Origin of the sequence: Mesorhizobium sp. M7A.F.Ca.CA.004.12.1.1 (assembly GCF_003997835.1) — a bacterium.
Taxonomy (GTDB): Bacteria; Pseudomonadota; Alphaproteobacteria; order Rhizobiales; family Rhizobiaceae; genus Mesorhizobium.
Genome location: NZ_RZRK01000074.1, coordinates 1 through 12,799, shown reverse-complemented (window position 1 = coordinate 12,799; position 12,799 = coordinate 1). Strand labels below are relative to the sequence as shown.

At 63.6% G+C, this 12,799-nt stretch carries 14 protein-coding genes and 2 pseudogenes; 13 read left to right on the top strand and 3 right to left on the bottom strand.

From position 1 onward, the window contains the following. A partial coding sequence (locus tag EN984_RS06300; RefSeq protein WP_164765389.1) for a GGDEF domain-containing protein occupies window positions 1-946 on the top strand: 946 nt, incomplete at its 5' end. Window positions 947-1,008: 62 nt separating this feature from the next. Here EN984_RS06300 and EN984_RS06295 read toward each other — a convergent pair. Next, window positions 1,009-1,371 (bottom strand): hypothetical protein, encoded by a 363-nt coding sequence (locus tag EN984_RS06295; RefSeq protein WP_127269290.1) that lies wholly within the window; start codon window positions 1,369-1,371, stop codon window positions 1,009-1,011. Between the two features lie 263 nt (window positions 1,372-1,634). On the opposite strand from EN984_RS06295, the gene EN984_RS06290 reads away from it, so the two are divergent. The 6 genes from EN984_RS06290 to EN984_RS06260 all read left to right on the top strand — a co-directional run bounded on the left by EN984_RS06290 (window position 1,635) and on the right by EN984_RS06260 (window position 6,631). After that, complete coding sequence (locus tag EN984_RS06290; RefSeq protein WP_127269291.1) at window positions 1,635-2,063, top strand: hypothetical protein; 429 nt, start codon at window positions 1,635-1,637, stop codon at window positions 2,061-2,063. A gap of 260 nt (window positions 2,064-2,323) precedes the next feature. Then, window positions 2,324-2,743: a succinate dehydrogenase, cytochrome b556 subunit gene (gene sdhC / locus EN984_RS06285; RefSeq protein ID WP_032900823.1), complete on the top strand. Its 420-nt coding sequence runs from the start codon at window positions 2,324-2,326 to the stop codon at window positions 2,741-2,743. A gap of 2 nt (window positions 2,744-2,745) precedes the next feature. Further along, a complete protein-coding gene (sdhD, locus tag EN984_RS06280) occupies window positions 2,746-3,141 on the top strand; it encodes a succinate dehydrogenase, hydrophobic membrane anchor protein (RefSeq protein WP_127383664.1) in 396 nt (131 codons plus the stop codon). A gap of 1 nt (window position 3,142) precedes the next feature. After that, entirely contained in the window at window positions 3,143-4,978 is a 1,836-nt protein-coding gene (sdhA, locus tag EN984_RS06275; RefSeq protein WP_127269293.1) for a succinate dehydrogenase flavoprotein subunit, read from the top strand. A gap of 9 nt (window positions 4,979-4,987) precedes the next feature. Next, the gene (locus EN984_RS06270; RefSeq protein WP_013528877.1) at window positions 4,988-5,767 is read left to right on the top strand and encodes a succinate dehydrogenase iron-sulfur subunit; all 780 of its coding nucleotides are present in this window, start codon (window positions 4,988-4,990) and stop codon (window positions 5,765-5,767) included. 234 nt (window positions 5,768-6,001) lie between these two features. Next, entirely contained in the window at window positions 6,002-6,631 is a 630-nt protein-coding gene (locus EN984_RS06260; protein ID WP_127270053.1) for a DUF480 domain-containing protein, read from the top strand. Window positions 6,632-6,682: 51 nt separating this feature from the next. Here the strand turns inward: EN984_RS06260 and EN984_RS06255 are convergent, their stop codons facing one another. Continuing rightward, window positions 6,683-7,108 (bottom strand): OsmC family protein, encoded by a 426-nt coding sequence (locus tag EN984_RS06255; protein WP_127270051.1) that lies wholly within the window; start codon window positions 7,106-7,108, stop codon window positions 6,683-6,685. A gap of 159 nt (window positions 7,109-7,267) precedes the next feature. Between EN984_RS06255 and EN984_RS06250 the strand changes: the two genes are divergently transcribed. From EN984_RS06250 to EN984_RS06240, 3 genes and pseudogenes are all read left to right on the top strand, one after another. Further along, entirely contained in the window at window positions 7,268-7,567 is a 300-nt protein-coding gene (locus EN984_RS06250) for a hypothetical protein (RefSeq protein ID WP_236382945.1), read from the top strand. Next, window positions 7,564-7,919, top strand: a pseudogene (locus EN984_RS06245) (YciI family protein). Before EN984_RS06250 ends, EN984_RS06245 begins: the two are co-directional and overlap by 4 nt. 139 nt (window positions 7,920-8,058) lie before the next feature. Continuing rightward, window positions 8,059-8,586: a hypothetical protein gene (locus tag EN984_RS06240; RefSeq protein ID WP_127270047.1), complete on the top strand. Its 528-nt coding sequence runs from the start codon at window positions 8,059-8,061 to the stop codon at window positions 8,584-8,586. Window positions 8,587-8,698: 112 nt separating this feature from the next. Here the strand turns inward: EN984_RS06240 and EN984_RS06235 are convergent, their stop codons facing one another. Continuing rightward, on the bottom strand, window positions 8,699-9,976 hold the full coding sequence (locus EN984_RS06235) for a ubiquinone biosynthesis hydroxylase (protein ID WP_164748783.1): 1,278 nt from the start codon (window positions 9,974-9,976) through the stop codon (window positions 8,699-8,701). 97 nt (window positions 9,977-10,073) lie between these two features. Between EN984_RS06235 and tesB the strand changes: the two genes are divergently transcribed. The 3 genes and pseudogenes from tesB to EN984_RS06220 all read left to right on the top strand — a co-directional run. Next, window positions 10,074-10,949, top strand: coding sequence for an acyl-CoA thioesterase II (gene tesB, locus EN984_RS06230; protein WP_127267326.1), 876 nt, complete (start codon window positions 10,074-10,076; stop codon window positions 10,947-10,949). Window positions 10,950-11,166: 217 nt separating this feature from the next. Further along, window positions 11,167-11,505 carry a P-II family nitrogen regulator gene (locus EN984_RS06225; RefSeq protein WP_013892292.1) on the top strand — a complete coding sequence of 113 codons (339 nt, stop codon included), beginning with the start codon at window positions 11,167-11,169 and terminating at the stop codon, window positions 11,503-11,505. Between the two features lie 31 nt (window positions 11,506-11,536). Next, window positions 11,537-12,799 (top strand): annotated as a pseudogene (locus EN984_RS06220) (ammonium transporter); the annotation flags it as partial.

Sequence of the window (12,799 nt, the reverse complement as noted above, 5' to 3'; positions counted from 1 at the left end):
GCCCTGGAAGCCGATGCTGTTGTTCCTGTTGACCACCACCATAGCTGTGTATTTCGTGCAGGATCTGCCCCGCCAGTCGCTGATCCGCATCATGGCTTACCAGCTTCCCTATGCGGTCATGCAGTTTGTGGGGCTGGCCATTGTCTGGTCATCGAGGCAAAAGCTTGCCCGTCTCGATCGCATGTTGATGGCCGTGCTGGCGGCGAGCGGTCTGCAGTTTGCCTCCAAACCGTTCATCGCGCATGCGCTTGGCGGCTGGGGCGCCAATCCGCAGGCCTATCTGCAAAGCAACTACGCGCTGGTGTCGCAATCGCTCGGCACTGTCTTTGCGCTGGCGCTGGCGCTGCTGATGCTGGCCATCCTGGTTCGCGACGTGCTCGCCGAAGTGACGTCGAAGTCGGAAACGGACACGCTGTCGCGTCTGCTCAACCGCGGCGGCTTCACCCGGCATGCCGAGCTGGCGGTGCTTGGCGCGATGCGGCAAGGCGTGCCGGTCGCGCTGGTCATCGCCGATCTCGATCATTTCAAGAGCGTCAACGACAGTTTCGGCCATGCGTCAGGCGACCGGGTGATCGAGACTTTTGCAGGCTTCCTGCGCGAAGCTGCAGCCGCGCATCACGTTGCGGGTCGGATTGGCGGCGAGGAGTTCGCCATCATCCTGCCGGGGACCAACCTTGCCGCGGCGCGGCTGTTCGCCGAGGGGACGCGCAGCGCCTTTGGCGGGCTGCCCATCGACGGGCTGCCGGCAGACAACCGCTGCACCGCGAGCTTCGGCGTCGCCGAACTTCATCCGAGCGAAGACTTTGCCGATCTGATGCGGCGCGCCGACCAGGCGCTCTATCAGGCGAAGAATGCCGGGCGCGATTGCGTGCGCGTCTCCGCCGGACCGGCCGGCAACTGGTCGTCAGCCGGAATGGAAGCCAGAGCAATTTCAGGAAAAGTGTGAAACGGTTTTCCCGGGAAAGCGCATAGCGCTTTCCCTTGGGAAATTGCGTCCAAACAAAGTGTCTAGCGGCAGGGGCTGAGTTCGGGCATCTCGCCGTCGGAGAGACCGTACATATAGGAGCGGCCCTTCACCAGCACAGGCGGCCGGTAGCAATCACTGTATCCGCTGATTTCGTCGGCTTCGTTCTCGTAGATCACCTTGGGCTGGCCGGCGCTGGTGTAGTCGGATAGCTGCTTGGCCAGCTTGCCTTCGCCGACGATGATGCGCTTGTAGCCGGCGGCGCTGTCGACAACGAGATTGCCGAAGGAATCAGCGTAGACGCGATCCTGATGCCGGGCGCCGGCGAGCGCTGGCGCTGCAAGGGCTACGACCGATGCCGCCACGATGAGCGCCGCAAGGCGCGATCTGCCTGAATTCGAACGCATGGCGTCCTCCGTGTCCTGAGGGAAAGCCTCCTCGAATCAGAAATTAACGTTTTCTTAACCTTTGTTAAGAGGCCAGCGCGTTTGGCGGCGATGTCTCGGTAAACATGGTTAATATCCGTTAATATCCGACTGGATGGAAAACCCGTTGGCCATTATTCGGCCATGCTTGGCCGCACCATCGCGGCTGGTGTCCGTCTCGGCGTCGGGATGACCTTGATCTTGGCAAAGCATCGCGGCTGGTTTGCCGCGCGGGAGGACAGCATATGGCGCTACGCCGGCCGATTTGGGCGTCCGTTTTCCCGTTGCTCGGGGTCGTCGCTGGCTGTGTGCCACAGGACAGTGGGCCGAAGGCGGCCAATACCGTCGTCGTCTCACCTGCGCCGGCTCAGCAGTCCGTCGCAGCCGCGGCGCCTCCGGCAGCTGCAGCCAAGATCATCACCGACCTTACCGCGCCGCGATCCGGCATAGGCACGGCCACCTACCGATGCGGCAACAACGGTATGATCTCCATCCAAAATCTAGGCACGTCGTTGCGTGTGGTCGGGTCCGATGGCGCGACCGAGGAGTTTGCGGCGTCGCCCGCCAACCAGAGCAGCCGCTACCAGGCGGCCACGCATGACGCAATCGTGATCGACGGACGCGAGGCGCTGGTGATGAAGAAGGGGTCGACGCCGCAGACCTGCAAACGCTAGGGCTAATCTCAACACCGCCGGGCCCTTGGGCCAGACATGTTGCACTGCAGCGATATCGAGCCGGCTTCGGGCCTCCCGGCCTAATCGATTGAAGCCTAAGCCGGCCTTTTAGTCAGACTAAATTACGTTTTCGAAACGGTTTTCTGGCTTTGACGCGGTGCAAAAAGAGCATTAGAAACCGGCTGTCCGAAGTCGCAACCGGAAGCGGCAATGCCGCATTTCCACCTGAGGCTCCAGAGAGACGCCGAACTGGGGGAGCCATGAGCAAATCACCAGCCACCCGCGAATTTGCCAGACGTGAACGGCCGATTTCGCCGCACCTCACCGTGTACCGGCCGCCGATCACCATGACGATGTCGATCATTCACCGCATCACCGGTGGGGCGCTGTATTTCGGCACGCTGCTGGTCGCCCTGTGGCTGATGGCGGCGGCCAGCTCGCAGGCGACTTTCGATTGGGCCAATTGGGCCTTCGGCACCTGGCTCGGCCGGCTCATCCTGTTCGGCTACACCTGGGCGCTGATGCACCATATGCTGGGTGGCGTGCGCCATCTGGTCTGGGACACCGGCGCCGGCCTCGAGAAGCATACCGCCTCGAAGATCGCCTGGGCGACGCTGGCCGGCTCGATCCTGCTCACGCTGCTGATCTGGATCGCCGGCTATATGGCGCGGGGAGCCTGACCATGAGCGGCAAAAACACCGACATGCGCACGCCGCTGGCGAGGGTCCGCGGCCTCGGCTCCGCCCGCGAGGGCACCGGGCATTTCTGGCGCCAGCGCCTGACCGCGATCGCCAACATCCCGCCGATCCTGTTCTTCGTCGGCTTCCTGATCGCGCTCAACGGCGCCGACTACGCACATGTGCGGGCAGCTCTTGCCAACCCGTTCGTCGCGCTGGTGATGGCCCTGGTGCTTATTTCCGGGCTTACCCATATGCGGCTCGGCATGCAGGTGATCATCGAGGATTACGTGCATGGCGAAGGCATGAAGCTGGCGCTGATCGCGCTCAATACATTTTTCACCATAGCGGTCGGCGTCGCCTCGATCTTCGCCCTGCTCAAGCTGGCATTCGGAGGCTGAGTTGGCCAAGGACGCGAAACAAGCCAACACGGCAGGCTATACCTTTGTCGACCACAAGTTCGACGTGGTGGTCGTTGGCGCCGGCGGCGCCGGCCTGCGCGCCACGCTCGGCATGGCCGAACAGGGCCTGCGCACCGCCTGCATCAGCAAGGTGTTCCCGACCCGCTCGCACACGGTGGCGGCGCAAGGCGGCATTGCCGCCTCGCTGTCCAACATGGGTCCCGATTCCTGGCAGTGGCACATGTACGACACCGTCAAGGGCTCGGACTGGCTGGGCGATGTCGACGCCATGGAATATCTGGTGCGCGAAGCGCCGGCCGCGGTCTACGAGCTCGAACATTATGGCGTGCCGTTTTCGCGCACCGAAGAGGGCAAGATCTACCAGCGGCCGTTCGGCGGCCACATGATGAACTATGGCGAAGGCCCGCCGGTGCAACGCACCTGTGCCGCCGCCGACCGCACCGGCCATGCCATCCTGCACACGCTTTACGGACAGTCGCTGAAGAACAACGCGCAGTTCTTCATCGAGTATTTCGCGCTCGACCTGATCATGGAGCCGGACGGCACCTGCACCGGCGTTCTCGCCTGGAACCTGGATGACGGCACCATCCACCGCTTCTCGGCCAAGATGGTGGTGCTGGCGACCGGCGGCTATGGCCGCACCTATTTCTCGGCCACCTCGGCGCACACCTGCACCGGCGACGGCGGCGGCATGGCCGCGCGTGCCGGCTTTCCGCTGCAGGACATGGAGTTCGTGCAATTCCACCCGACCGGCATCTATGGCGCCGGCTGCCTGATCACCGAGGGCGCGCGCGGCGAGGGCGGTTATCTCGTCAATTCCGAGGGCGAGCGCTTCATGGAGCGCTATGCGCCGTCAGCCAAGGACCTTGCCTCGCGCGACGTCGTCTCGCGCTGCATGACGCTGGAAATCCGCGAGGGTCGCGGCGTCGGCAAGAACAAGGACCACATCTTCCTGCATCTCGACCATCTCGATCCCGCCGTCCTGCATGAGCGGCTGCCGGGCATTTCGGAATCGGCCAAGATCTTTGCCGGTGTCGACCTCACCAAGGAGCCGATTCCGGTGCTGCCCACGGTCCACTACAATATGGGCGGCGTGCCGACCAATTACTGGGGCGAGGTGCTCAATCCGACGGCGATCAATCCAGACCAGGTGTCGCCCGGATTGATGGCTGTCGGCGAAGCCGGCTGCGCCTCAGTGCATGGTGCCAATCGGCTCGGTTCGAATTCGCTGATCGATCTTGTGGTGTTCGGCCGCGCGGCCGCGATCCGCGCCGGCCAGGTCATCGACCGCAAGTCGGCGATCCCTTCGCCCAACGAAGCCTCGGTCGAAAAGATCATGGACCGCTTCGACCGGCTGCGCCACGCCAATGGCTCGACGCCGACGGCCAGCTTGCGTGAAAAGATGCAGAAGGCGATGCAGGAAGACGCGGCCGTATTCCGCACGCAGGAGTCCCTCGAAAGCGGCTGCAAGCGCGTTTCGCAGATCTGGGGCGAGTTGAAGGACATCAAAGTGTCCGACCGCTCGATGATCTGGAACTCCGATCTGGTCGAGACGCTGGAGCTGGAAAACCTGATGGCCAATGCCATCACCACGGTCTACAGCGCCGAGGCGCGCAAGGAGAGCCGCGGCGCACACGCACGCGAGGACTTTTCGGTGCGCGACGACGCTGTCTGGCGCAAGCACACGCTGGCCAGGCTCAGCGAAGACGGCAAGGTGACGCTCTCCTACCGGCCGGTGCACACCGAGCCGCAGCTGGCTGAAAAGGACGGCGGCATCAGCCTCGCCAAGATCGCGCCCAAGGCCCGGGTGTATTGAGGATCGAACATGGTTGAACTCACGCTCCCCAAGAATTCGCAGATCAAGCCGGGGAAGACCTGGCCAAAGCCGGAGGGCGCCACCAATCTGCGGGAATACCGCATCTATCGCTGGTCGCCGGACGATGACGAGAACCCGCGCATCGACACCTATTTCGTCGACATGGACGATTGCGGGCCGATGGTGCTCGACGCGCTGCTGTGGATCAAGAACAAGATCGACCCGACGCTGACCTTGCGGCGTTCCTGCCGCGAAGGCATTTGCGGCTCCTGCGCCATGAACATCGACGGTTCCAACACGCTCGCCTGCACCAAGGGCTGCGACGACATTTCCGGCGCGGTAAAAGTCTACCCGCTGCCGCATATGCAGGTGGTCAAGGATCTTGTGCCCGACCTCACCAATTTCTATGCCCAGCATGCCTCGATCCAGCCTTGGCTGAAGACGGTGTCGCCGGAGCCGGCCAAGGAGTGGCTGCAGAGCCACGAGGACCGCGAGAAACTCGACGGGCTCTACGAATGCATATTGTGCGCCTGCTGCTCGACCTCGTGCCCGAGCTACTGGTGGAACGGCGACCGCTATCTCGGCCCGGCAACGCTTCTGCAGGCCTATCGCTGGCTGATCGATAGCCGCGACGAGGCCACCGGCGAGCGGCTCGACAACCTCGAAGACCCGTTCCGGCTCTATCGCTGCCACACCATCATGAACTGCGCGCAGACCTGCCCCAAGGGCCTCAACCCGGCCAAGGCGATCGCCGAGATCAAGAAGATGATGGTGGAGAGAAGGGTCTAGGCGGAGCGGATTTGCTGCAAACCTCGGATGTCGCGATCCGTAGCGCCCCCCTCTGTCCTGCCGGACATCTCCCCCACGTGGAGGGAGATTGGCTGTCATCGCGGCTTAGCCAATCTCAAAGGTTGAAGGATGACGCGCGCTCGGCGAAGCTGGCGAGCTCCCCCACGTGGGGGAGATGTCCCGCAGGACAGAGGGGGGCGCTGTCCCGCCGGCCTCAGAAAGGATTTTAGTCCAATGAGCGACGATCTTCCCATCCTCTCTCCCAGCGAAGCCCGCATCCTCGGCTGCCTGATCGAGAAGAAAGAGCTGACGCCGGATGTCTATCCGCTGACGCTCAACGCAGCACTGGCCGCCGCCAACCAGAAGACGGCGCGCGAGCCGGTGATGGCACTGGAGCAGACCGAGGTGCACCGGGGGCTGAAGCTGCTCGAACAAAAGGGACTGGTGCGGCAGATGTTCGGCTCGCGCGTCGAGCGCTACGAGCACCAGATGGCGCAGCGCTTCTCGCTGACCACGCCGCAGACCGCTTTGATCGGCCTGCTGTTGCTGCGCGGGCCGCAGACGGCCCATGAACTGCTGGCGCGGGGCGAGCGCATGGCGCGGTTCCCGTCGATCGAAGATCTGCGCGCCGAACTCGACATGCTGATCGGCCGTCGACCGCCACTCATCCAGGAAATCCCGCGCGGACCAGGCCAGCGCGAGGACCGCTACGTTCATCTCCTCAGCGGCCCGGTGGACGTTGCCGCCCTTTCGGTGCAGCGCAGTGCATCGGCCCTGCCTGCTTCCGACCTGGAGGCGCGGTTGGAGGCATTGGAGCAGGAAGTCGCCGCACTGCGCGCTCGCCTGGACGCGCTGGGAGCATAGGCCGGCGCGCGCCTGGGCGCTCGCGCCGGGTCTTACACGGATGCAGCGCTTTCAGCCGAGCCGGGCATCAAGCGATACGTTTATGGCGCCGAGCGCCTTCGAGACCGGGCATCCGGCCTTGGCCTTCTCGGCCAGCTCCGTGAATTTCGCCGCATCGATGCCGGGCACCTTGCCGACCGCGGTGAGTGCGCTGCCGGTGATCCCCGTGCCGGGAACCAGCGTCACCACGGCCTTGGCATCGAGTTCGGTGGCTGGCGTGCCGTTCTCGGCCAGGAAATGCGAGAACTGCATGGCAAAGCAGCCTGCGTGCGCCGCCGCGATCAGTTCTTCCGGATTGGTGCCGGATTTGCCGCTCTCGTCCTCGAAGCGCGCCTTGAACGAATAGGGCGTGCCCTTCAAGGTTCCGCTCTGGGTGTCGAGCGTGCCCGTGCCCTCTTTCAGATTGCCTTTCCAGACGGCGTTTGCGGTGCGGTCCATGAATTCCTCCTTGGTTGTCGTGGTTGGGGTTCGTTGTCGAGGCCGAGCCGGCGTCCGGTCAACTATAGCGCGCGCGGACGCGAAGGCCACTGCGCTCTTTGAACCACCGCACGGTGCCGGCACCGGTGGCCAGATTTTTCCGAAAATGCCGGTGCAGAAATGTCGACTTTGATCTGCTTCGCCCGTCCTGCGGATGGCCACGGATTTGTGGCCGGATGGAAGGTTCACATGGACAGTATGTTTTTTGCATCGTGGAAAGGTGCAGGCTGCGGGGCCGGGCGACGAGAAGAAGACTTCTGGCTGCGTCCGCCGGCGTCCGGCTTTGGCCGGCTTCTGGCGGCGGTTGCCATCATCGGCATCGCGGCATGCCTTCTCGATCATGCGGCGGCGGTCAGTGGCAACACCGATGCCCTCGTCGGCGCATCCTATGGTTCACAGCGGCAAGGGGGCTGGAAATGAAATATGTCTGCCTGGTTATGGTGAGGAAAAGGATCTTCACGCGCTGACCCCGGCAAGGTCGGCCAAGCTCGACGCCGATTCGCTGGCCTACGACCGGGCGCTGGAGGAGAGCGGCCTGCTGATCGTCGCGCAGGCGCTGCAATCGGTGAAAACAGCCAAAACCGTGCGGCGGCGTCAGGGCAAGCGGCTGGTTATCGACGGGCCGTTCGCCGAGACCAAGGAGCAATTGCTTGGTTTCGTCATGATCGAGGCCGGAGATCTCGAAGCGGCGCTGGACATTGCCGCTGGTATTCCACTGGCCGAACTCGGCACGATCGAGGTCCGGGCCATCTACGACATACCGGGGTCATAGAGCCCTGCCAGCGTTGTGGCTGCTTCGAAAACCAGAGCGTCGGGCTGAGCGTTCGGGCTTCGGTTCCGTGCGCAACTTTTGCGTGTTGAAGCAAGGCGAGAGTTCTCCTATCGTCGCCGGGGTTCTTGGGGATTTCGACATGCCTTTCCTGATTGCTATCCTTGGCGTGATGGGCGCGGCGGCGTTCTGGTGGTACCGGATGAAGGCCATGAACGAGGCCGCGCGTGACGTTGCCGATGTCATTGGCCGGGTTCAGGGCTCGGTACGCCGCAAGAAGCTGCGCAAGCAGGCGGCGCTGTCGCCGCTGACGGCGATCGATGATCCAGTCGTAGCGGCGGCTACGCTGATCACATCAATCGTCTCCGAGGATGGGCCCATCCTGCCGCAGCGCGAGGCCGTCATCCGCGCGGTGATTTCCGAGATCGCCGACAAGAAGAAGACCGACGAGGCGGTGATCTATGCCAAATGGGCGGCGGCGCAAGTCGACGACGCCACCGTTGTCATCGACAAGCTGGCGCCGTTTCTACGCGAACGTCTCGATGTCGCCGAGCGAAACGATCTGCTGCAGATGGTCAACCGCGCCGCCCAGGGCGGCGAGAAACGCATCGAAATATCCGACCAGAGGATATTGCGGCTGCGGCAGAAGCTGGGTTTCGAGGTCAACTGAGCGCATACCTTGGGCGATTGGCGGAAACGCCATCGCTTCGTCATCCTGGGGTCTTCGCTCCGCTTCGCGTCGCTGCGCCCAAGGATGACGACGTTGGGGGGCGCTGAATCGATCAGATCGCCTCGCCCTTCAATAGTCGCGGCGTGCTGGCGGACAGTCCCGACGCCTGCCGGATAAAAAAATCCTTCAGGCGCGGCATGCGTTCGACGAGACCGAGGCCGATGTCGCGGACGGTGCGCAGCGGGCCGATATCGTTGGAAAACAGCCGGTTCAGCGCGTCCGTGGTGACACCCATCTGCACCGTGTCGAAGCGGCGCCACTGCTGGTAGCGCTCGAGCACGTCGAGCGCGCCGATGTCCCGGCCGAGCCGGTCGGCCTCGACGATCACCTCGGCAAGGGCCGCGACATCCTTGAAGCCGAGATTGAGTCCCTGGCCGGCGATCGGGTGGATGCCGTGGGCGGCATCGCCGGCGAGCGCGATGCGGGGTGCGACGAAGGCGCGCGCAATGGTCAGGCCGAGCGGCCAGGCGCGCGGCTTATCGGCAACGCGGATCTCGCCAAGCTTCAGGCCAAAGCGCTGTTCGAGTTCGTGTTCGAAGAGGAGATCGTCACCGGCCACCAGCTTCTCGGCGTCGGGCGTACGCTCGACCCAGACGATCGACGAGCGGTTGGTGCCGTCCTCGCCGGGCTTGAGCGGCAATGTGGCGAAGGGGCCGGCCGGCAGGAAATGCTCTTCGGCGCGACCGTTGTGCGGGCGTTCATGCGCCACGGTGCAGACGATGCCCGACTGGCCATATTCCCACTTCACCGTCTTGATGCCGGCCATGTCGCGCAGCTTCGAGTTGACGCCGTCGGCGGCGACCAGCAGGCGGGCCTTCAGGGTCGCGCCGTCGGCGAGATGCACTGTGATGCCGGCGCCGTTGGTCTCGAACCCCTGCACGGCGACGCCTTCGATGATGTCGATGCCGAGCTTTTCGGCGCTGGCCCGCAAGGCGCCGTTCAGCACCCTGTTGGCGACCATATGCGCAAAGGGCTCGCCCGGCGCCACTTCGCCGTCGAAGGTCAGAAAGACCGGACGCACCGGATCGGCGGTGCGCGAATCGGTGATGATCATCTCGGTGATCGCCTGCGCCTGGGGCACGATCTCGGCCCACACGCCGAGCTGGTCGAGCATGCGGCAGGCGGCGGCGGCGATGGCCGAGGCGCGGCCATCCCTTTGCCAGGCGCCAGCAGGTGCGGCATCGACGAGAGCGATGGCGAGACCCGGTCGCGCCTGCTTCAGCGACACGGCGGCGGCCAGGCCGACATAGCCGGCGCCGGCGACCAGGACATCGAGCCCAGATACTGTTTTCGCGTTTGCCCCTGTTTTCGTGTCCGCCTTGCGTTCCATCATCTTCGCTCCTGCGCGCCGCCGGGTCCTGCACCCTTGACTGCCTGTCCGTCCTGTCGGAAACCGCCATAACACTTCTGCGGCGAGGGCGCGAAATATGACGGCAGCCATGGACGAGCTTCTCGGCATTCTCGACCTCGAGAAGCTGGAACACAATCTGTATCGTGGTCGCAGCCCCTTGCTCGACTGGCAGCGCGTGTTCGGCGGCCAGACCATCGCCCAGGCGCTGGTGGCGGCGCAGCGGACAGTGGATCCCGATCGGCACGTGCATTCGCTGCACGGCTATTTCATGCGGCCCGGCGACACCAAGGTGCCGATCGTCTACGAGGTCGACCGTATTCGCGACGGCGGCTCCTTCACCACGCGGCGCGTGGTGGCAGTCCAGCACGGCCAGGCGATCTTTTCGCTCGAAGCCTCGTTCCAGCAGGACGAGGTCGGTCTCGAGCACCAGGTGCCGATGCCGCAGGACGTTCCGGGGCCGGACACGTTGCTGTCGCAACGCGAATTGCTGGGCAAATTCGCCGACGCGGTGCCCGATGGCATCAAACGCTACTGGGAGCGCGACCGGCCGATCGAGATGAAGCCGGTGATGCTGAAGCATTACACCAGCCGCGAAAAGCTGGAGCCGAAGCAGAATATCTGGATCCGCACCACAGGTCCGGTGCCGGCGGACCGCGCCATCCAGGCGGCGGTGCTCGCCTATCTTTCCGACATGACGCTGCTCGACACATCGACCTTCGCGCATGGCCGCGCCATTTTCGATCGCGATATCCAGGCGGCGAGCATTGACCACGCCATGTGGTTCCATCGCAGCCATGCGCTCGACGACTGGATGCTCTACACGCAGGACAGCCCGTCGACACAGGGGTCGCGCGGCTTTACACGCGGGTCGCTGTTTGCCCGCGACGGCACGCTGATCGCCTCGGTTGCGCAGGAAGGGCTGATCCGGCTCAAGCGATCGCCTGCAGAGTAGGCATTTTTCAAAAATTGCCTAAGTTTTAGGCAGATGCACCGCTGCAGCTGTGGGCAGGTTGCGTCGGTGTGCTCTCTAATCTCTTTGTTTACAACGGGTTAACACCCTGCTTCGGCACTTGGCACGGAGCTTGAATCCTCGTGGGCACTCTCCGGCTTTTTAGGATCGGTGAAGGTGTGCAAACGCGGGGGACCGCAACAGCGAAGGGTGAAACCTTATGAAAATTGTGATGGCAATCATCAAGCCGTTCAAGCTCGACGAGGTACGCGAAGCGCTTACCGCCGTCGGCATCCAGGGCCTGACCGTCACCGAAGTCAAAGGCTACGGGCGTCAGAAAGGGCATACGGAAATCTATCGCGGGGCGGAATACGCGGTCAGCTTCCTGCCGAAGATCAAGATCGAAGTCGCCGTCAGTTCCGACATGGTGGACAAGGCTGTCGAAGCCATCACCGCCGCCGCCAAGACCGGCCAGATCGGCGACGGAAAGATCTTCGTTTTCGGCATCGATCAGGCGGTGCGCATCCGCACCGGCGAAACAGACACCGACGCGCTCTGAGCGGCGATCACGTATTCCAATGGAGAGTTCAATGAATATTCCTTCCACCTTGAAGTCAGCGGCGCGCTCCGCGCTGCTCGGCTCGTTCGCGCTCGGAGCATTGGGCACGGTCGCCGCATTCGCGCAGGAAGCGGCTCCCGCCGCGGCCGCAGCAGCGCCAGCTTTCACCGTCGACAAGGGCGACACCACGTGGATGATGGTTTCCACCGTTCTGGTGCTGTTGATGACGGTTCCCGGTCTTGCGCTTTTCTACGGCGGCCTGGTTCGCAGCAAGAACATGCTGTCAGTGCTGATGCAGGTCTTCACCATCACCAGCGTGGTCATGATCATCTGGGTTTTCTACGGCTACAGCCTCGCCTTCACCCCGGGCAACGCCTTCGTCGGCGGCCTTTCCAAGATGTTTCTCTCCGGCGTCGATGTGACGACCCTGTCGGAAACCTTTACCAAGGGTGTCGCCATTCCTGAACTGGTGTTCGTCGTCTTCCAGATGACCTTCGCCTGCATCACGCCGGCCCTGATCGTCGGCGCCTTCGCCGAACGCGTCAAATTCTCCGCTTTGATCCTTTTCGTCATCCTGTGGGTCACTTTCATCTACTTCCCGATCGCTCATATGGTCTGGTTCTGGGGCGGCCCGAGCGCTTATAGCGATCCGACGGGCCTCATCTTCAGCTTCGGCGCCATCGACTTCGCCGGCGGCACGGTCGTTCACATCAATGCGGGCATTGCCGGCCTCGTCGGCGCGCTCATGATCGGCAAGCGCAGCGGCTACAAGAAGGATCTCATGGCGCCGCACTCGATGACGCTGACCATGGTCGGTGCTTCGCTGCTGTGGGTCGGCTGGTTTGGCTTCAACGCCGGTTCGAATCTTGAAGCGAACGCCTATGCGGTGCTGGCCATGATCAATACCTTCGTCGCCACGGCGGCGGCGGCGGTCACCTGGATCGTGCTTGAATCGCTGCTGCGCGGCAAAGCCTCCATGCTTGGTGCCGTTTCGGGTGCGGTGACCGGCCTCGTCGCCGTCACGCCCGCTGCCGGCTTTGCCGGCCCGATGGGCGCCATCGTGCTCGGCATCGTCGCCACCTTCGTCTGCTACTTCTTCGTCTCGGTGGTGAAGAACACGTTCGACTACGACGACAGCCTGATGTCTTCGGCGTCCACTGCATCGGCGGCATCATCGGCGCGCTCGGCACAGGCATCCTGGTCAATCCTGCCCTCGGTGGCGCCGGCATTGTCGACTATTCGACGGCCGACTTTGCTGCCGGCTATGCCGGCACGGCCACCCAGCTCCTGGCGC